This window comes from Streptococcus sp. FSL W7-1342, assembly GCF_037966635.1.
Lineage (GTDB): Bacteria > Bacillota > Bacilli > Lactobacillales > Streptococcaceae > Streptococcus > Streptococcus salivarius_D.
Window position 1 is genome coordinate 1,455,117 of sequence record NZ_CP150200.1, and the last position, 17,589, is coordinate 1,472,705.

Consider the following 17,589-nt stretch of genomic DNA (forward strand, 5'->3'; position numbering starts at 1 on the left):
TAAAAATAGACAAATCCTAGCTTTATTTATCTGACATTTAATCATTTGTCCTATCTTTAGAGGGTGATTTATGATACAATAATTACGACTATTTTATGGAGGACTAACATGTCAAATCAACACATGGAAGAATTGAACGATCAACAGATTGTCCGTCGTGAAAAAATGGCGGCCTTGGCTGAACAAGGAATCGATCCTTTTGGTAAGCGATTCGAACGCACAGCTACATCTGGTCAATTAAAAGAAAAATACGCTGACAAAACAAAAGAAGAATTGCACGAAATCAACGAAACTGCTACAATCGCAGGTCGTTTGATGACTAAACGTGGCAAAGGTAAAGTTGGCTTCGCCCACATCCAAGACCGCGATGGTCAAATCCAAATCTACGTACGTAAAGATGCTGTCGGTGAAGAAAACTACGACATCTTCAAGAAAGCTGACCTTGGTGACTTCCTCGGCATCGAAGGTGAAGTTATGCGAACAGATATGGGAGAACTTTCTATCAAGGCTACTCATATCACGCACTTGTCTAAAGCCCTTCGCCCATTGCCTGAGAAATTCCACGGACTTTCAGACGTTGAAACCATCTACCGTAAACGCTACCTCGATTTGATTTCTAACCGTGAAAGCTTTGACCGCTTTGTCACACGTTCAAAAATCATTTCTGAAATCCGTCGCTACCTCGATGCTCAAGGTTTCCTTGAAGTCGAAACACCTGTTCTTCACAATGAAGCTGGTGGTGCTGCTGCTAAACCTTTCATCACTCACCACAATGCACAAAACATCGACATGGTACTTCGTATCGCGACTGAGCTCCACCTCAAACGTCTCATTGTTGGTGGTATGGAACGTGTTTACGAAATCGGACGTATCTTCCGTAACGAAGGTATGGATGCCACTCACAACCCTGAGTTCACATCTATTGAAGTTTACCAAGCTTACGCTGACTTCCACGATATCATGAACTTGACTGAAGGTATCATCCAACACGCTACTAAAGCGGTTAAAGGTGATGGACCTATCAACTACCAAGGAACTGAAATCAAGATCAACGAACCATTCAAACGCATCCACATGGTTGATGCAATCAAGGAAATCACTGGCGTTGACTTCTGGCAAGATATGACTTTGGATGAAGCCAAAGCAATCGCTGCAGAAAAGAATGTTCCAGTTGAAAAACACTACACTGAAGTTGGTCACATCATCAACGCCTTCTTCGAAGAATTCGTTGAAGAAACATTGATTCAACCAACTTTCATTTACGGTCACCCAGTTGCTGTGTCTCCATTGGCTAAGAAAAACCCAGAAGATCCACGCTTCACTGACCGTTTCGAGCTCTTCATCATGACAAAAGAGTACGGAAATGCCTTCACCGAATTGAACGACCCAATCGATCAATTGTCACGTTTCGAAGCACAAGCTGCTGCTAAAGAACTCGGTGACGACGAAGCAACAGGCATCGACTACGACTACGTTGAAGCTCTCGAATACGGTATGCCACCAACAGGTGGACTCGGAATCGGTATCGACCGTCTCTGCATGCTTCTCACTGACACAACAACCATCCGTGATGTCTTGTTGTTCCCAACGATGAAATAAAAAGTGATATCCCATTAGTCAAATAATGGGATATTTTTATATGAGGTATAAACGTGTTCAAAAAACTGAAGTCCCTATTTAAGAAAAAATCAATTGTGGGTGAACAGCCTGAGACAAAGATAGAAGAAAGCCAATTAGACTTTCCCATAGACCGTGCAGATTATTTTTTCGATCACGCACTTGTATTTTATTGTGAAGAAAATAATATCCCTTCAGAAAAACTAAGCCAATCAGACATGCTAGAGATTAGTAAAAGAGCTGCTTTTCATCTCAGTATCTTCGTCGCCTGGCTAGCAAAACATGATTTTCTGAATCCCCAAAGTGATGGATTTAACCTTGAGGATGAACAAAAACTCAAGAATGAAACGATTACGGGTACAGACTATCTCTTTAAACATCTTGATGAAAAACTCTATTCAACTGATATCAGTAACACACTCCTTCCCTTCATCTCTGATTTTTATGAAGATTACATGGATTTCTGTTATACAGTCTTGGTTGATGATGTTGCTAGAACTGAATTTGACTGGAAAATCTATCACTTGGTTGAAGATGATATTGACGAGATGTTTAGTCAATATAAGACTCACATCAGATAATATTTAAAAACGCTTCCCTCAATCGAGAGAAGCATTTTCTTATTTCCAAAATTTTGCTTTTGAAGCTGCGACCCAAGCTGACAAACAAGCAAGGGCTACTACTGCATAGATAGCGTATTGTTTCGCAGGATAAATCCATGCTTTGTTTTCTTCATGCCAGCGAGACTTCCAGAGGCCGATGTAATCTCCGGTCATTCCAGGATTTTTAAGGCGCTCCATGTAATTTGCAGGTAGGTTATCAGGCTGATTCATCTGCACGTTAATGATAAAGATAAGCAAAGCAAGCGCAATGACAACTAGGAGTGCCAGGGTAATCTTTTTCTTAGCTGTTAGTTGAAATGTTTTCAATTATTTTTCTCCCTCATTTATGAAATAATCTACTCATATAGTTTAGTATAAAAAGGCAATTCTGAAAAGTCCTCTATGACACCAATGTAAGATAAGTCAAAACCTTGCACATCTTTCTCATAGTGTTATAATTAGGTTGTCTGGCTGAGTGGTAATGGTGATGCTTCCATTCAGATAAGACTTAGAAAGAGGTGCTTATGACATCTTTAAAAAAGGTTTCACTTTCTGAAGTGAACCAATCAATTGATACACCAAATAATAACCGTTTTGGGCAAAATCTCAGGGCTTTCTTAGGCCCTGGTGCACTGGTGGCCGTTGGATACATGGATCCGGGAAACTGGATCACCAGTGTTGTTGGTGGTGCAACCTACAAGTACAGTTTGCTTTTCATTATCTTAATTTCCTCTTTGATTGCCATGCAGTTGCAACAAATGGCTGGGAAATTAGGGATTGTGACCCAAATGGACCTAGCTCAAGCGACTGCCTATCACTCGCCCAAATGGTTGCGATACACACTTTGGGTGATTCTGGAGCTGGCCTTAATGGCGACGGATTTGGCTGAGGTGCTTGGTTCTGCCATTGCTCTTAACCTGCTCTTTGGTATTCCAATTATGGTTGCCATTCTGGTGACAATCCTAGACGTCTTCCTGCTACTGCTCATCATGAAGCTAGGATTCAAAAAAATCGAGGCTATTGTTTCAACCTTGATTTTGACCATCTTGGTTATCTTTGTCTACTTGGTAGCCTTGTCTGAGCCTAGTATTACGGGAATCCTAGAGGGTTATCTCCCTACGCCAGCGCTCTTCGAGCCACATGCTGCTGGACATACCAACCAGTTGACCTTGGCGCTTGGGATTGTGGGTGCGACCGTTATGCCACATAACCTATACTTGCACTCATCCTTGTCACAGACTCGTAAGGTTGACTATTCTGATGGCAAAGACGTGACTAAGGCTGTCCGTTTCATGACCTGGGATTCTAACATCCAGTTGACTTTGGCCTTTGTGGTTAACTCCCTCCTCTTGATTTTGGGGGCAGCTCTCTTCTTTGGTCATGCTTCTGATATTTCAGCTTTCTCACAGATGTACAATGCTCTTCAGGACTCTAAGATTGCTGGTGCGGTAGCTAGTTCGACACTTTCAACACTCTTTGCCTTGGCGCTCTTGGCTAGTGGTCAAAACTCTACCATTACTGGTACTTTGACTGGTCAGATTGTCATGGAAGGCTTCCTCCACATGAGGTTACCACAGTGGGTGATTCGTTTGTTCACACGTCTCTTCGCCCTACTACCGGTTATCATTGTAGCCATTCTCTACGGCGATCAAGAAAAGACACTAGATCAACTCTTGGTTTATTCACAAGTATTCCTTTCAATTGCCTTGCCATTCTCTATCTTCCCTTTGATTTACTACACTTCTAAGAAATCACTCATGGGAAAACACGTCAATGCTAAGTGGAATACTTTCCTTGGTTATGCCATCGCTATTGTCCTAACCATTCTCAATCTCAAACTTATCATTGATACGTTTTAAACAAAAAATAAGGCCAGCGCCATGCTGACCTTGTTTTAGTTTTTGAAGGCGTCAACGAGAACTTGGAATTCTTCATTGCTAAGGGTAATCCCCTTACCCATCTTGGTATGGTCTGGACTCCATGTACGGATGTCATACTTAGCTGGTGCGCCATTAAAGCTCACACGATTGAGTTCCTTAGTCCAGCCCTTGTCATTCTCAGACAAGACCAAGAGTTTTTCTTCAATTTCAAATGAAAATTCTGCCATTTGCTTACCTCCACTAGCTTTATTCGTTTTTTTCTGTGAAAATTGTGTGTTTTAGAAAGAAGTTATCCACAAAAATTCACCTTTCATGCTATAATTATTTTATCAAGAAACGAGGGAAATGACCATGATAAACTTTTTAGAAGCGGTAAAGCATCAGCTTCATCAGTTTGTGGAAACAGGTCACAGCAAACCTGTCCACCTAATGCAGAATCAACTTATTAACGATATCTACCATGCTATTGATCATAACCAAATGGTCATGCTAACATCCAATCAGAAAACCTATAAGGGCTACATCAACCGTTATGACAGGGAGCGACAAGCCATCTTTATCGAGCAAGATAAGATCATCAGCATGATTGAACTTAAAGAAATCAAACGTCTAAAAATCATATCACAACGAGGTTAAGTTTATCAGTTAACCTCGTTTTATTATTTGGTTGACTATTTTAAAATCACTTGCTATAATAAGTTAACTATTTGTTTAGGAAAGGTTAACTAAAAATGACACAAAATCGTACACTGTCGCTTATTCTTCCAGCTTTTGGTGCTGCCATCATTGCCGCACTGGCTCAAATTGTTATTCCTATCGGTGCAGTTCCTATTACTCTGCAAACTTTTGCTGTTGGACTTGTTGCTGCCATCCTTAAGCCAAGAGAGGCGACACTTGCTGCTACCCTCTACCTGATTCTAGGCGCCATTGGTCTACCAGTTTTTGCAGGTGGAGGCGGTGGACTCCAAGCCTTCTTTAGCCCTTCAGCTGGCTATTTGTTGGCTTATCCATTTTTCGCCTTTGTCACTTCAAAACTGACGCATGCTGAGACTCCTATTTGGAAAATCTTTGTGGCTTTTGTTTTGGGTGATGCACTTGTCTTTATCGGTGGTATCCTCAGCCTGCACTTTCTCGGAAAGATGGGATGGTCTGCAGCTGTGGCTGTTGGTTTGACACCTTTTATCATTCCTGACCTCTTAAAAGGTCTCATCGTCGCTTTGGTGACTAAGCCAGTCTTAAAAGCTCTTAAAAATCATAGTTACTTTAACTAAAAAAGATTGAAGACTTTGTTCATGTGAACAGAATCTTCAATCTTTTTATTTTTCAAAATAAATATCATAGTGCTTTGAACAAGCTGGGTTGAAGGCACTGTGACAATTAGGACAAGCTTCTACATCTTGATACTCCTCAATGGTCATCTCATGCCTACAAACGCCACAGATAAGGACCTTGTCCTGCTTCAATTGGCAAGGATAAGCTCGATAGCTATGAGCCTCCAAGCGATCATGACACTGATAACAGGCATAATACTTCTGGCACTCGAAGCATTTTAGGGCAACAATATCTAGTGGGGAATGGTAGTGCTGACATCTACTCTGATCATCTACCAGGAGCCCATTGATTTGACTTGTCATTAGGCACGAACAGTTTTGCTTGAACCGTCTTTTTGGTAGAGGTTAATTAAACCTTCTTTAGTTGAACGAATCATGTCACCAGGTTTAACTTCTTGTGGCACAGTAATTGTAAGAAGTTCCATTGGGTTTGGTGCACGGTCAATCTTGTTACCATTGGCATCGTGAAGGTCTTTGATATCACACTCGAAATGACGGAAGCCTGGTCCGTAGAATTCAACGTGGTCACCTTCGAGGATAACGTTACGTTGACGGATTGTAGCTGTCATAGTTGCTGGATCAAAGTCTACGACTTCACCAACGAATTTGTATTGTGGAATCTTACGACGGGCACCAAAGAGTTGTTCGTTTTCTGTTGGTGTCTTGTAGTAGAAACCTGTTGCCAATTCACGTTGGGCAACTTTCCAGAGTTCGTTAATCAAATCATCTTTGATGGCATAAAAGGCTTCTGCACTTTCCATGTAAGCGTCACAAGCAGCCTTGTAACAGTTGGCAACTGTTGAAACGTAGTGAACAGATTTCATACGACCTTCGATTTTAAGGCTGTCAACGCCATTATCAATAAGGTCTGGGATATTTTCAATCATACACATGTCAACGGCTGACATTGAGTATTCTTCAGGAACTTCACCGTGGATACTCTTTCGCTCTTGACCGAATGGCATGTCGTAAAGGTCATATTTCCAGCGACAAGACTGTGAACAACCACCACGGTTGGCATCACGGTCTGACATGTGGTTAGAAAGGGTACAGCGACCTGAGTATGAGATACACATAGCACCATGGACAAAGGCCTCAATTTCAAGATCCGTACGTTTACGGATTTCAGCCAATTCTTCCATAGTTACCTCACGTGCCAAAACAACACGGGTCAAGCCATACTGTTTCCAAAAATGGAAGGTTTCAACATTTGTCGCAGATGCTTGCGTTGACAAGTGGATGTTAAGTCCTGGAGCGTAGGTTGAACAGATTTCAATCAAGGCTGGGTCAGATACGATAACGGCATCGAGTCCCATATCACGCAATTCACGGAACCATTCACCAGCACCTTTTTCATTTCCTTCATGGGTAACCATGTTTGAAGCAACGTGCACATCAACGCCACGAGCGTGAGCGTATTCGATACCTTCACGAAGCTCATCCATGGTAAAGTTTCCGGCACGGCTACGCAAACCATAGGCTTGTCCACCAACGAAAACAGCATCTGCGCCGTAATTTACAGCGACTTTCAATTTTTCCAAAGTCCCAGCAGGTACCAGAACCTCTGGGCGTTTTTTAGTTGTAGTCATAATTTCTCCAATTTGCAAGATTGTCGATTTTAGTTTTTAGAAGGCTCCTTCGTTCCCTGAAAATGGAAAACTCACAAACGAAGGAGGAAGTATTTTTATTTTACACGGTCAGGTTCATAGTCATAGAAACCTGTGTCCAAACCACGGTTGGCTGGGTGTAATTTATGAATAGCCTCATCAAAGAGGAAGGCTTGGTCTTGTGAAAATTCACCAGCCTCGATGAGGTCACGAGCCTTCACAAAATACTCAGTGATTTTTACAAAGTTTTCACCTGGGCAATAAACACCGTCTAACTTCCAGTGATCAAAACCATGTTCAACGAGTTCTGAAAGTTTAGTCATCATATCCAAGTCATTGTTGGCAAAGATATGTGTTCCATGCAAGTCTTCATAAACTGAGTAGTGAGAATCTGGATCTCCTGGCTCAGAAAGGAAGAGGTCACGTTCTTTGGTAACAGCTTCATCCGTTTTGATAAAGTTGTAGTAGTTTTGAAGAAGCGGACGTTTTGAGTGGTGAATGATACTTGCACCATAAACCAAAACCTCAGCTGGAATTTTAAGATTTTCAGCCATGACGAAAAGTTCCGCAGATGGAATTTCACGAGCCAAAACAGCTTCAGAAGCTCCAGCTTGTTTGCCCCAGAAATTAATCTGACGGCTAGAGGTTACCATGGTTGAAGCATCATAAATCATTTTGAAGGGGCGTTTGTCACGGTTACAAATGTAGAAAACTCCTGCATCACCAACCGTGATATAATCTGCCTTGATTTCTTCAAGAAAATCAAGGTAGTCTGGAAGAGCATCCATCATACCTTGGTGCATGAGGGCGTTAACGGCAACAGTCAATTCCTTGCCAGACTCATGTACCAGCTCTGCAATCTTTCGCATCTCTGCGAATGAAAAAGGCTTAGGCAAACGAAGGCCAAAAGCTTTTTCGCCGATGTAAATACGATCTACGCCAAGTTCTAGGAGCTCACGTGCCTGCTCGTAGCTCTCAGCAGTCGCTGTAATCACTATTTTTTCCATAACTCACATTATAGCACAAATGATTTGATTTTTTTAGAATTTTTAGGCTCAAAACTCTGTATCTAAATATTTTTAATTAGTTTTTGAATACTATGATTTTTACAAAAATCAAAAAAAACTTTGCAATATAAAATTTTTGTGGTATTATTAATGAGATTCTAAATAGTGAAATACTGACTAAGTATTTTAACCTACACGAAAAAGTGATTTAGATATTTTATATAGAAAGGAGGCAGACATGGCTGACAACTTACACCGTCAATTTGATCACATCGAAGATTTCGAGACTGAGCGTCCTCAAACGACGAATTATCAAGATTATCAAGGTTTAAATAGTAATAGTATTAAGCTACAAGATATGATTTTCTTTGGACGTATCTCAAGCTTCTGTGTTTCAACAGTCCTAGTTGCCTTCCTTTTCTTGGTAGCACAGGTGGCTACCTTCTGGGCCTTCTTCTGGGCAATTACCATCAGCGTCATTGGTCAGATAGGCATTTATGTCCTGATCGAATATTATAAAGCACAAAAACGTTGACTGCTTGGTCAACGTTTTTGCGTCTTGAATTGTCAAATTAAGTGCATACTTTCCCCATAGAATACTTCATAAGGTGTTTTCCAGTTAAGACATTTTCGTGGCCTATTATTAAGTTTGTTCTCCCATAGCTGAATAGTCTGATCATCAACCAATGTTAGATCACTACCCTTTGGAAAATATTCTCTAAGTAATCCATTCGTGTTCTCATTGGTTCCTCGTTGCCATGGAGCATGAGGGTCAGGAAAATAGACTTCAATGTTCAATTGATCACTCAATTTCTGATGATACGTGAATTCTTTCCCTCTATCAGGAGTTACTGTATACTTCGTCAAGGGTTCTAACAGTTTTACCATAGCTTCTATTACCAACTTGCTTTTCTTAACAGCTACCTTTTTGATTTTTAGAAAACGAGAATAACGGTCTGTTAGAGTCACTAAACAAGCTTTTCCAGTTTTACCTGCAACAGTATCGGCTTCCCAATCTCCTATTCTAGTTCGGTTATTAGCATCTTCTGGTCTTTCGTGAATCGTATGAGAAATAGAAATTTTCCCTCTATTTTCGACATAACCTTTTGTATGACGTGTTTTTCCACGATGACGGAGCTTACGAATGACACCACGAGCACCATGAGATAGTGAGTTATCATCAAAATGACCTCTGTAAATGGCTCTATAGATTGTTTGATAACTAATAACAGTTTTTCCATACTCTAATCGCAACCGACCTTCTATTTCTTCAGGAGACCATTGGTAATCGAGAAATAGATGTTTGACGGTATTGCTTAAATTGTGATCTATTTCAAGCATACGCTTCCGCCCACAGTGTGATTTAGCCCTATGGTAAGATTCCTGTGCATGACTTGGAGAATAGCTTCCTTCTTTTAGATGCCGCTTCCACTCACGACTAATACTAGATGGATGACGATGAAGTAACTTAGCAATTTGAGAAAAATTTAGGCCTTGCGTACGGTAAATGAGAATACTTTCACGCTCGTCTATGGTAAAATGATGGTAGCTCATAAGATTTCCTTTCGTAACTAGTTCGTTCAATTCTATTTTACTAGAAAATCTTATGAGTTTTTATTGTGCACTTATATTGTATATTCAAGGTACTAAAAAAAGCCTCATGGGCTTTCTTTTTTTATTTTGCTTCTGCTGCTTCTTCAGAGATATCTTTGATATCAATGACGATATCATCAACGATAGCTTTGGTTTCTGCTTCAACATCTGCTTGCTCAGGAGTTACTTGTGCTGTTTTCTCTTTGATAAGTTCAAAGCTCTCTTTGGCAAAGTCAGCAACTTGAGCTGTTTTTTCTTGAACTGCTTTTGTCAAATCATCTGCAGTGATGTCGCCATTTTCAAATTTTGTTTTATAGTCTTGGAAAGTATCGACTGCCAAATCTTTGTAGTCGCTAGCTTTTTCCACCACTTGATTTTGATAAGCTTTTGGATCTTCTTTGAATGAAGCGATTTCTTCATCAATACGTGCTTTAACAGCTTTACCTTTTTCAGTTGTAAAGAAGTAAGCTGCTGCAGCTCCAGAAGCTACACCAATGATTAGGGTGTTTAAAAATTTACTCATGAAAAGACCTCCTTATTTTTTCTTGTCTTTTTTACCAAATAGTTTTGAAGCAACCTTACCGATAGCAAAGGCTGAACCTGCTTTACCGACACTTGCTCCTGCTGCACTTGCTTTCGCACCGAGATAACGAGCTTCAGTATTCAAGTCAGAGACACTTTCTGAAAGCTCAGCTACTGCTACGAAGAGAGGATCGATTGTTTGAACTTTTTCATTAACATCTTCAACCAAGACGTTTGCCTTAGCCAAGATTTCATTTGTTTGATGAAGGGTTACATTGATATCTGTACGAAGCACAGCAACTGTTTCTTCAACTTCTTTAACCACATGACGGGTACGAAGTAGAGTAGGGATTAATGCAATGAGAAACGCAGCAAGTGCGATTGCGATAATAAGAAATGCAATTTCTGCCATAGTTTAGGACTCCTTTGACCTTTTTAAACGGTCGCTACAAGAAAACTGAAGTAGAATCTCCAGTTTCCAGTGACCTTTGTTATGATAATTTTCATTATATTATAACAAAGTCTGAGCTATATGACTAGTTTTTCATTTTATAATCTGCCTCTGGGCGTTGCTTTCGCAAATAGAGCAAGGTTGCACCCAAGATGATAATAGCGATGCTAACCCATTGAGAAACACGCAAGCCAACAAACATGAGGCTATCCGTACGCATGCCTTCAATGACAAAACGTCCAAGACCATACCAGATAAGGTAAAATGAGGTCACATCTCCTTGACGCAGTTTCTTATTAAAGCGTCTTAGTCCTAGGATAATGATAAATCCGACCAAGTTCCAGAGACTTTCGTAAAGAAAGGTCGGTACACGATAACTACCATCAATGTACATCTGCTGGCGAATAAATTCTGGGACATAATTCAGATGACTAACTGCTTTTCCGTAGGCCTCCTGGTTAATAAAGTTTCCCCAGCGACCGATACTCTGAGCAATCATAACGCCAGGTGCCGCGATATCTAGAAAATCCAAGACAGCAATGGCATGACGTTTAGCAAACCAATAGAGGACAGCTGCTCCAGCAATCAAGCCACCATAGATGGCAATTCCACCATTCCAAATTGCAAAAATTTCAGAAGGATTTTGACTGTAGTAGGACCACTGGAAGATCACATAGTAGAGCCTAGCACCAACAATGGCTATCGGAAAGGCAAGAAGAATAAAATCTAAGATGTTTTCAGGGTCAATTCCCTTTTCAGGAGCCCAACGCTGAGCCAGATAAACGGCAAGTAAGAGACCAGATACGATACAGATGGCATACCAATGAATACTAATGGGGCCAAGCCTTAGAGCAATAGGATCAATAGTAGCAAACATTAGTCTTCACCATTCTTACTAATGAGGTTGGTCAAACGTTCTTCAAAGGTTTTGGTTGCATCAAATCCCATTTGCTTAGCACGGTAGTTCATGGCTGCAGCTTCGATAACGACTGATACGTTACGGCCTGTCTTAACAGGAATGCGGACACGTGGAATCTTAACGCCTTGCAATTCGATTTCTTCATTCCCATTTCCAAGACGATCAAAGACCTTACCGTCTTCAAAATTTTCAAGATAGATGGCCAACTGAACTTGAGAAGAATTACGGACAGCACTAGCTCCGTAGAGACTCATGACATCAATGATACCAACCCCACGAATCTCAAGAAGATGGCGGAGGATTTCCGCAGGCTCACCCCAGAGAGTTTCCTCATCCTTAGCATAGACATCCACACGGTCGTCAGCGACTAGACGGTGACCACGTTTCACCAACTCAAGCCCTGTTTCACTCTTACCAATACCAGAATCGCCCTGAATGAGAACACCCATGCCGTAGATATCAACCAAAACACCGTGAACGCTAGTACGCTCAGCCAACTGTGCATTAAGGTACCAAGACATATCACCTAAAAGAGAGGATGTGCCGTTACGACCTTGAAGAACCGCAACGCCATTTTCTTTAGCTGCTCGATACATCTCCTCAGGAATATCAAGTCCACGCGCCACGATAACAGCAGGTGTCTCTTCTTTAAACATGTTACTGAAAACAGAGTAACGGTTGTGGTCAGTCAAAGTTTTAAGGTAAGACCACTCCTTCATCCCAACCAATTGAATACGCTCTGGTGAATAAAAATCAAAATATCCTGTCATTTCTAAACCAGGGCGAGAGATATCAGCGGTTGTGATTGGTTTTGACAATAGTTTTTCATTCCCATAGATAACCTTAAGCTTAAGCTTATCAACCAGCATTTTAACGGTTACTGTCATATTATTTCCTCCGATTATTTACTAGTTTCATTGTATCATAAAAAGGTTTTCAATGCGGTTCTCAAAGCAAAAAAGACCTGTGACTAGCACCAGGGCCAATCACAGGTCAATGTCTATTAACAGTTACTTACCAATTCCACTCATCTTCAACAGGTTCAGCATTTTTACGTTTGCGTCCATCCTTGAGTTTGATTTCAGGATAAATATCTTCTTTGTAAGGAAGGAGAAAGGCCAAAACCAAGTATAGGAAGATTCCAAACTGCGTTGAAACCATGAGAATAATAGCCAAAATACGAGCCAGAGCTAAATCCCAGCCAAACTTATCTGCCAAACCTGCAACAACACCGGCGACGAGTCTATTTTTTCGTGTCTTATAAAAACGATTTGACATGGTCTTCTTCTCCCATCATTTCTTTGATTTAATTATATGATTTTTTTAAACCAAAAAAATCAGCCCTAGGACTGATTTAGAAAAATGAGTTTGCCTCGGCACAGACCGCAACCAAATTTCTGTGTATTGACACGGCGTTTGCGACGGTAGGTATGACCACAGGATTGGCACTGATAGAGGTAGTAGTTCTCCTCCTGACCTTGCATCTTTGGAGCGTACCTAAGGCCATCGACCTTGGCTAGTAAGTCCTTGAAATCTCTATCCGCATGCTTGTAGCCCTTCCCTTGAAAATAAAGGTGATAATGACAGAGTTCATGGCGGACAATTTTTCGAAAGGTTTCAAGACCATGTTCCTCATAGAGTTTTGGGTTAAAATCTAAATGACCATCCTTGGGAAAGAACCGACCTCCAGTGGTTCGGAGACGCTTGTTCCACAAGGCTTGATGCTTAAATTCCCAACCAAAATCTTCTATAGAAACAGTCTTAACATAATCAGTTAGATTCACGTGGATTCACCAAGGAGAGATTGAGTTTTTCATGCTCTAAATCAACTTTTGATACCCACACGGTAACCAAATCCCCAACAGATACGACCTGACTTGGGTGGTTAACGAAGCTCTTACTCATCTCTGAGATGTGGATAAGTCCATCCTCGTGGACACCGATATCCACAAAGGCACCAAAGTCCACAACGTTACGGACCGTTCCTTCAAGTTTTTGTCCTACTGACAAGTCTTTGAGTTCAAGAACATCTTGACGAAGCACTGGTGCTTCAAAATCGTCACGGAGGTCACGACCTGGTTTCAAAAGGTCAGCAATGATATCTTTGAGGGTTTCCTGTCCAAGTCCCAATCCTTCCGCTGTTTCTTTAAGATTAAGAGCCTTCAATTTTGCCTTGGCAGAGTCGTCCAAGTCTGTGATAGCCAACTGCTTGAAGAGGGCTTTTACCGCTGGGTAAGACTCTGGGTGGACCCCTGTATTATCCAAGATATTCTTGGCATTTGGAATACGAAGGAAACCGGCGGCTTGTTCGAAGGCCTTGGCACCAAGACGTGGGACTTTTTTGATTTCCGCACGTGATGCAATCTCACCATTCTCCTCACGGTAGGCGACGATATTTTCAGAGATGGTCTTGTTGAGTCCTGACACGTGTGACAAGAGGGTACTACTTGCCGTATTGACATTAACACCGACCTGGTTAACCACGGTATCGACGACGAAATCAAGATTTTCAGAGAGTTTCTTCTGACTAACATCATGCTGGTATTGGCCTACTCCGATTGATTTAGGGTCAATCTTAACCAACTCAGCTAATGGGTCTTGAAGACGACGGGCGATAGAAATGGCAGAGCGTTTTTCGACCGTTAAGTCTGGGAACTCATGACGGGCCAACTCTGATGCAGAGTAGACAGAGGCACCACTTTCATTGACAATGACATATGAAGTCTCTGGAAAATCCTTGAGAACTTCTGCCACAAAAGCTTCACTTTCACGACTGGCTGTTCCATTACCGATAGCGATAATCTCAATGGCATGTTTCTTAATGAGGTCAGCCAAGTCTTTCTTAGCTTGGGCAATCTTAGCCTGACTGGCTGGAGCCACTGGATAGATAACTTGCGTTGTGATGAGCTTACCAGTTTGGTCGACGACAGCCAACTTAGCCCCTGTACGAAAGGCTGGGTCAAAACCGAGTACCATCTTACCTTTAAGTGGCGATACTAGAAGAAGACTGCGAAGATTTTGAGAGAAAAGTTGAATAGCACCATCTTCTGCTGCTTCAGTCAACTCGCTACGGATACGACGCTCCATGGCTGGAATGATTTTCTTCTTGAGAGATTGGTTGATAACTTCCTCGATATAGTCATTTTTTTGTTTGAAACGAGCACTGTAAAAACGGTGCATTTTCTCAAGATTGTGCTTAAAGGCCACCTTAATAACACCTAGTTTCTCCCCACGGTTAAGGGCTAACGTACGGTAACCTTGAAGTTTAGACACCTTGTCTTCAAAATCATAGTAGATTTTGAAGGTTTCTTTTTCATCCAGAGATTGATCCTTGAGGGTTGAAGTGATATCACTGTTGTTCCAGATTTCGTTGTAGGTCCAAGAGCGCAAGCTATTGTCCTCAGAAAAGGCTTCAACCAAAATATCCACAGCACCTGCAAGAGCCTTGTCAGCTGTTGGAAAGGCCTCAGATGTCAGCTTTTCAGCTTCAGCCTTGAGGTTTGGACTATTTTGCAAGATAAGACGAGCCAAGGGGAAGAGACCTGCTTCACGGGCAACCGTCGCCTTGGTGCGGCGTTTTTCCTTATAGGGAAGGTAGAGTTCTTCCACATCTGCCAGTTTTTCAGCGGCTTCAATGGCTGCCTTGAGTTGGTCGGTCAATTTGCCCTGAGCCTCAATCTTGGAAAGAACCGTTTCCTTACGGTCTTGAAGAGCAGTCAAGGATTTGTCCATATCAATGATGGCCTTGATTTGCGTTTCATCCAGATTGCCTGTTTTTTCCTTACGGTAACGGGCGATGAAGGGGATGGTATTGCCTTCTGCGGTCAATTCTAAAACAGTTTCAACTTGTTGTTTTTTTAGGCCCAATTCCTGAGCCAATGTCTCTAAATTACGATTTTCCATAAGTTCTATTATACCACGAGAGGAGATTTGCTTGGGCAGAAAACCTTGTAGCTGAAGCAAGAATTTTTAAGCAAGAGGTAGTATAATAGAAAATGTTAGGGGCTATTTCTCTCAGAAAGGACGCCCTTAGTATCTTTTGTAACTGAACTCGGGCTATTTCTTTCGGAAAATAGATACATCCTCCTAGAAGCAGAGCTTCTTCGTCTGATGCCCTAATTTTCTGTCAGAAATAACGCCCTCAGTATCTTATGTAAACTCGGAGGCTTTTTATGGCAGTTATTCAGAAAAAAACAAATGAACTTGAAAGCATGATGGCATCATTTGCGGCTATCCCTGATTTTGAAAAGGCGGGAACTGATCCTAAGAAGGACAAACGTCTTCAAGAAGATAAGAAGAAATAATTTTTATGGCTATTTTTCATCAACTACCAGATAGCGTTTTGCAGCTTCTGGCAGTTTTTCTATCGATTATTATCGAAGCTCTGCCCTTTGTTTTGCTGGGAAGTATCCTATCTGGCTTTATCGAGGTCTTTGTGACTCCTGAAAAGGTCCAAGACTTCCTTCCTAAAAACAAGGTCCTGGCTATTCTCTTTGGAACCCTTGTTGGTTTTATTTTCCCTTCTTGTGAGTGTGGGATCGTTCCAATTATCACGCGCTTTTTAGAGAAAAAAGTGCCTAGCTACACGGCTATTCCTTTCATGGCAACTGCTCCTATCATTAATCCAGTCGTTCTCTTTGCGACCTATACGGCCTTTGGGAACTCTTGGTACTACGTTCTTTTACGTTTCGTCGGGGCTTTCTTGATTGCCATGATTTTGGGAATCTTGCTGGGCTTTGTGGTGGATGACCAGATTCTTAAGGACAATCGTAAGGCCAGTCATGTTCACGACTATAGTGGTTTGTCAGCTGGTAAGAGAGTCTTTCAAGCTCTGGTTCATGCTGTTGACGAGTTCTTTGACACTGGGCGTTACTTGATTTTCGGGAGCTTGGTGGCTGCCAGTATGCAGACCTACCTACCGACCCGTATCCTCACGACCATCGGTCATAATTCAGTGACAGCTATCCTGATCATGATGCTTCTGGCTTTCATCCTCTCGCTCTGTTCAGAGGCGGATGCCTTTATCGGAGCTTCGCTACTCTCTAGTTTTGGAGTAGCACCAACGGTGGCCTTTCTCATCATTGGTCCTATGGTTGATATCAAGAACTTGATTATGATGAAACACCAGTTTAAAACACGCTTTGTCGGTCTCTTTGTAGGAACCGCAAGTCTGGTGACAATCATTTACTGTCTGCTATTGGGGGTGATTTAATGTTACGTTTTCTCATCTTATCTGGGTATTTTGAGCTCGTCATGTACTTGCAAGTTTCTGGTAAGCTCAACCAGTACATTAACATCCACTACTCCTACTTGGCCTACATTTCCATGGTGCTTTCCTTTATCCTTGCTGTGGTTCAACTCATTGTTTGGATGAAGCAGATGAAGGTTCACTCGCATTTGTCAGGGCGAGTAGCCAAGGTAGCCAGCATCGTTCTCTTGGCCTTTCCAGTCCTCACGGGGCTCTTGGTTCCAACAGTAACCTTGGATGCCAATACCGTATCAGCTAAGGGCTATCATTTTCCACTGGCGGCAGGGAGCGATCCTAATCAGGCCGACCAAGAGGGAACGACTATCCAGTACTTAAAGCCAGACACCAGCTCCTACTTCACCTCCTCAGCTTATGAGAAGGAAATGACCAGAGAGCTCACCAAGTACAAGGGACGTGAGACCATCCAGATTACCACAGAAAATTACATGGAAGTCATGGAGCTCATCTACCTCTATCCTAACGATTTCGTGGGCAAGAAGGTCACCTATACCGGTTTTGTCTACAATGACCCACAAACCAAGGGTTATCAGTTCATCTTCCGTTTCGGAATTATCCACTGTATCGCCGATTCAGGTGTTTACGGATTGGCGACGACAGGAAGTGAGCAAACCTTTAAGGACAATACCTGGGTGAAAGTCACTGGTACCATCACTGTGGATTACTATCAAAATCTTAAACAGAGCCTGCCTGTCCTCAATTTAACTGAGGTTAAAGAGGTCGGTCAGCCTGACAACCCTTATGTTTATCGCGTATTTTAAAAAGCCAAGTTCAGTTGAACTGGCTTTTTCTTC

General features: G+C 41.8%; 22 protein-coding genes. 9 read left to right on the forward strand and 13 right to left on the reverse strand.

The genetic code is table 11. From position 1 onward, the window contains the following. The first annotated feature begins 108 nt into the window (after positions 1–108). On the forward strand, positions 109–1,599 hold the full coding sequence (gene lysS, locus NSQ79_RS06555) for a lysine--tRNA ligase (RefSeq protein ID WP_045771832.1): 1,491 nt from the start codon (positions 109–111) through the stop codon (positions 1,597–1,599). Between the two features lie 53 nt (positions 1,600–1,652). Then, positions 1,653–2,198, forward strand: a complete 546-nt coding sequence (locus NSQ79_RS06560; protein WP_045771833.1) for a hypothetical protein — start codon at positions 1,653–1,655, stop codon at positions 2,196–2,198. Positions 2,199–2,237: 39 nt separating this feature from the next. On the opposite strand, the gene NSQ79_RS06565 is transcribed toward NSQ79_RS06560, so the two are convergent. Beyond that, positions 2,238–2,546: a hypothetical protein gene (locus NSQ79_RS06565; protein ID WP_038675707.1), complete on the reverse strand. Its 309-nt coding sequence runs from the start codon at positions 2,544–2,546 to the stop codon at positions 2,238–2,240. Positions 2,547–2,743: 197 nt separating this feature from the next. On the opposite strand from NSQ79_RS06565, the gene NSQ79_RS06570 reads away from it, so the two are divergent. Next, positions 2,744–4,078, forward strand: a complete 1,335-nt coding sequence (locus NSQ79_RS06570) for an Nramp family divalent metal transporter (protein ID WP_038675706.1) — start codon at positions 2,744–2,746, stop codon at positions 4,076–4,078. Between the two features lie 35 nt (positions 4,079–4,113). Here the strand turns inward: NSQ79_RS06570 and NSQ79_RS06575 are convergent, their stop codons facing one another. Beyond that, positions 4,114–4,326: a YdbC family protein gene (locus NSQ79_RS06575; RefSeq protein WP_002886106.1), complete on the reverse strand. Its 213-nt coding sequence runs from the start codon at positions 4,324–4,326 to the stop codon at positions 4,114–4,116. Positions 4,327–4,450: 124 nt separating this feature from the next. Here NSQ79_RS06575 and NSQ79_RS06580 point away from each other — a divergent pair, with 124 nt between their 5' ends. Beyond that, on the forward strand, positions 4,451–4,735 hold the full coding sequence (locus NSQ79_RS06580) for a hypothetical protein (protein WP_004182773.1): 285 nt from the start codon (positions 4,451–4,453) through the stop codon (positions 4,733–4,735). A gap of 95 nt (positions 4,736–4,830) precedes the next feature. Continuing rightward, complete coding sequence (locus NSQ79_RS06585) at positions 4,831–5,370, forward strand: biotin transporter BioY (protein WP_045768912.1); 540 nt, start codon at positions 4,831–4,833, stop codon at positions 5,368–5,370. Between the two features lie 45 nt (positions 5,371–5,415). Here NSQ79_RS06585 and NSQ79_RS06590 read toward each other — a convergent pair whose 3' ends face one another. From NSQ79_RS06590 to NSQ79_RS06600, 3 genes are all read right to left on the reverse strand, one after another. Then, positions 5,416–5,733, reverse strand: a complete 318-nt coding sequence (locus NSQ79_RS06590; RefSeq protein ID WP_080936856.1) for a CHY zinc finger protein — start codon at positions 5,731–5,733, stop codon at positions 5,416–5,418. Then, on the reverse strand, positions 5,733–7,019 hold the full coding sequence (locus NSQ79_RS06595) for a U32 family peptidase (protein WP_004182776.1): 1,287 nt from the start codon (positions 7,017–7,019) through the stop codon (positions 5,733–5,735). The genes NSQ79_RS06590 and NSQ79_RS06595 overlap by 1 nt, the downstream gene beginning before the upstream one ends. 95 nt (positions 7,020–7,114) lie before the next feature. Next, a complete protein-coding gene (locus NSQ79_RS06600; protein ID WP_045768913.1) occupies positions 7,115–8,044 on the reverse strand; it encodes a peptidase U32 family protein in 930 nt (309 codons plus the stop codon). A 238-nt stretch (positions 8,045–8,282) separates the two neighbouring features. Between NSQ79_RS06600 and NSQ79_RS06605 the strand changes: the two genes are divergently transcribed. Next, entirely contained in the window at positions 8,283–8,579 is a 297-nt protein-coding gene (locus NSQ79_RS06605) for a DUF3270 domain-containing protein (protein ID WP_002886140.1), read from the forward strand. Between the two features lie 32 nt (positions 8,580–8,611). On the opposite strand, the gene NSQ79_RS06610 is transcribed toward NSQ79_RS06605, so the two are convergent. From NSQ79_RS06610 to NSQ79_RS06645, 8 genes are all read right to left on the reverse strand, one after another. After that, positions 8,612–9,598 carry an IS30 family transposase gene (locus NSQ79_RS06610; RefSeq protein WP_339313385.1) on the reverse strand — a complete coding sequence of 329 codons (987 nt, stop codon included), beginning with the start codon at positions 9,596–9,598 and terminating at the stop codon, positions 8,612–8,614. Between the two features lie 121 nt (positions 9,599–9,719). After that, the gene (locus NSQ79_RS06615) at positions 9,720–10,160 is read right to left on the reverse strand and encodes a YtxH domain-containing protein (RefSeq protein ID WP_004182777.1); all 441 of its coding nucleotides are present in this window, start codon (positions 10,158–10,160) and stop codon (positions 9,720–9,722) included. A gap of 12 nt (positions 10,161–10,172) precedes the next feature. Next, the gene (locus NSQ79_RS06620; RefSeq protein ID WP_002885965.1) at positions 10,173–10,571 is read right to left on the reverse strand and encodes a DUF948 domain-containing protein; all 399 of its coding nucleotides are present in this window, start codon (positions 10,569–10,571) and stop codon (positions 10,173–10,175) included. 124 nt (positions 10,572–10,695) lie between these two features. After that, the gene (gene lgt / locus NSQ79_RS06625) at positions 10,696–11,487 is read right to left on the reverse strand and encodes a prolipoprotein diacylglyceryl transferase (protein WP_004182779.1); all 792 of its coding nucleotides are present in this window, start codon (positions 11,485–11,487) and stop codon (positions 10,696–10,698) included. After that, positions 11,487–12,416, reverse strand: coding sequence for an HPr(Ser) kinase/phosphatase (gene hprK / locus NSQ79_RS06630; protein ID WP_339313388.1), 930 nt, complete (start codon positions 12,414–12,416; stop codon positions 11,487–11,489). The genes lgt and hprK overlap by 1 nt, the downstream gene beginning before the upstream one ends. A 127-nt stretch (positions 12,417–12,543) precedes the next feature. Next, on the reverse strand, positions 12,544–12,807 hold the full coding sequence (locus tag NSQ79_RS06635; protein WP_002885986.1) for a PspC domain-containing protein: 264 nt from the start codon (positions 12,805–12,807) through the stop codon (positions 12,544–12,546). Between the two features lie 65 nt (positions 12,808–12,872). Next, complete coding sequence (locus NSQ79_RS06640) at positions 12,873–13,313, reverse strand: SprT family protein (protein WP_084871435.1); 441 nt, start codon at positions 13,311–13,313, stop codon at positions 12,873–12,875. Further along, on the reverse strand, positions 13,300–15,432 hold the full coding sequence (locus NSQ79_RS06645; protein ID WP_164332209.1) for a Tex family protein: 2,133 nt from the start codon (positions 15,430–15,432) through the stop codon (positions 13,300–13,302). Before NSQ79_RS06645 ends, NSQ79_RS06640 begins: the two co-directional genes overlap by 14 nt. A gap of 269 nt (positions 15,433–15,701) precedes the next feature. On the opposite strand from NSQ79_RS06645, the gene NSQ79_RS06650 reads away from it, so the two are divergent. Genes NSQ79_RS06650 through NSQ79_RS06660 form a run of 3 tightly spaced genes read left to right on the forward strand, consistent with a single transcriptional unit; the run spans position 15,702 to position 17,556 of the window. Continuing rightward, on the forward strand, positions 15,702–15,833 hold the full coding sequence (locus NSQ79_RS06650) for an SPJ_0845 family protein (protein ID WP_002885949.1): 132 nt from the start codon (positions 15,702–15,704) through the stop codon (positions 15,831–15,833). A 5-nt stretch (positions 15,834–15,838) separates the two neighbouring features. After that, entirely contained in the window at positions 15,839–16,741 is a 903-nt protein-coding gene (locus NSQ79_RS06655; protein WP_004182784.1) for a permease, read from the forward strand. Further along, on the forward strand, positions 16,741–17,556 hold the full coding sequence (locus tag NSQ79_RS06660; protein WP_164332208.1) for a TIGR03943 family protein: 816 nt from the start codon (positions 16,741–16,743) through the stop codon (positions 17,554–17,556). Before NSQ79_RS06655 ends, NSQ79_RS06660 begins: the two co-directional genes overlap by 1 nt. The last annotated feature ends 33 nt before the right edge of the window (positions 17,557–17,589 follow it).

Bases quoted from the DNA above. Each gene is read 5' to 3' on its own strand.
- NSQ79_RS06620 (WP_002885965.1), bottom strand. From the start codon at position 10,571: ATGGCAGAAATTGCATTTCTTATTATCGCAATCGCACTTGCTGCGTTT.
- NSQ79_RS06650 (WP_002885949.1), top strand. From the start codon at position 15,702: ATGGCAGTTATTCAGAAAAAAACAAATGAACTTGAAAGCATGATGGCA.
- lgt (WP_004182779.1), bottom strand. From the start codon at position 11,487: ATGTTTGCTACTATTGATCCTATTGCTCTAAGGCTTGGCCCCATTAGT.
- NSQ79_RS06635 (WP_002885986.1), bottom strand. From the start codon at position 12,807: ATGTCAAATCGTTTTTATAAGACACGAAAAAATAGACTCGTCGCCGGT.
- NSQ79_RS06575 (WP_002886106.1), bottom strand. From the start codon at position 4,326: ATGGCAGAATTTTCATTTGAAATTGAAGAAAAACTCTTGGTCTTGTCT.
- NSQ79_RS06585 (WP_045768912.1), top strand. From the start codon at position 4,831: ATGACACAAAATCGTACACTGTCGCTTATTCTTCCAGCTTTTGGTGCT.
- NSQ79_RS06615 (WP_004182777.1), bottom strand. From the start codon at position 10,160: ATGAGTAAATTTTTAAACACCCTAATCATTGGTGTAGCTTCTGGAGCT.
- NSQ79_RS06600 (WP_045768913.1), bottom strand. From the start codon at position 8,044: ATGGAAAAAATAGTGATTACAGCGACTGCTGAGAGCTACGAGCAGGCA.
- NSQ79_RS06660 (WP_164332208.1), top strand. From the start codon at position 16,741: ATGTTACGTTTTCTCATCTTATCTGGGTATTTTGAGCTCGTCATGTAC.
- NSQ79_RS06580 (WP_004182773.1), top strand. From the start codon at position 4,451: ATGATAAACTTTTTAGAAGCGGTAAAGCATCAGCTTCATCAGTTTGTG.
- hprK (WP_339313388.1), bottom strand. From the start codon at position 12,416: ATGACAGTAACCGTTAAAATGCTGGTTGATAAGCTTAAGCTTAAGGTT.
- NSQ79_RS06590 (WP_080936856.1), bottom strand. From the start codon at position 5,733: ATGACAAGTCAAATCAATGGGCTCCTGGTAGATGATCAGAGTAGATGT.
- NSQ79_RS06595 (WP_004182776.1), bottom strand. From the start codon at position 7,019: ATGACTACAACTAAAAAACGCCCAGAGGTTCTGGTACCTGCTGGGACT.
- NSQ79_RS06610 (WP_339313385.1), bottom strand. From the start codon at position 9,598: ATGAGCTACCATCATTTTACCATAGACGAGCGTGAAAGTATTCTCATT.
- lysS (WP_045771832.1), top strand. From the start codon at position 109: ATGTCAAATCAACACATGGAAGAATTGAACGATCAACAGATTGTCCGT.
- NSQ79_RS06645 (WP_164332209.1), bottom strand. From the start codon at position 15,432: ATGGAAAATCGTAATTTAGAGACATTGGCTCAGGAATTGGGCCTAAAA.
- NSQ79_RS06605 (WP_002886140.1), top strand. From the start codon at position 8,283: ATGGCTGACAACTTACACCGTCAATTTGATCACATCGAAGATTTCGAG.
- NSQ79_RS06655 (WP_004182784.1), top strand. From the start codon at position 15,839: ATGGCTATTTTTCATCAACTACCAGATAGCGTTTTGCAGCTTCTGGCA.
- NSQ79_RS06570 (WP_038675706.1), top strand. From the start codon at position 2,744: ATGACATCTTTAAAAAAGGTTTCACTTTCTGAAGTGAACCAATCAATT.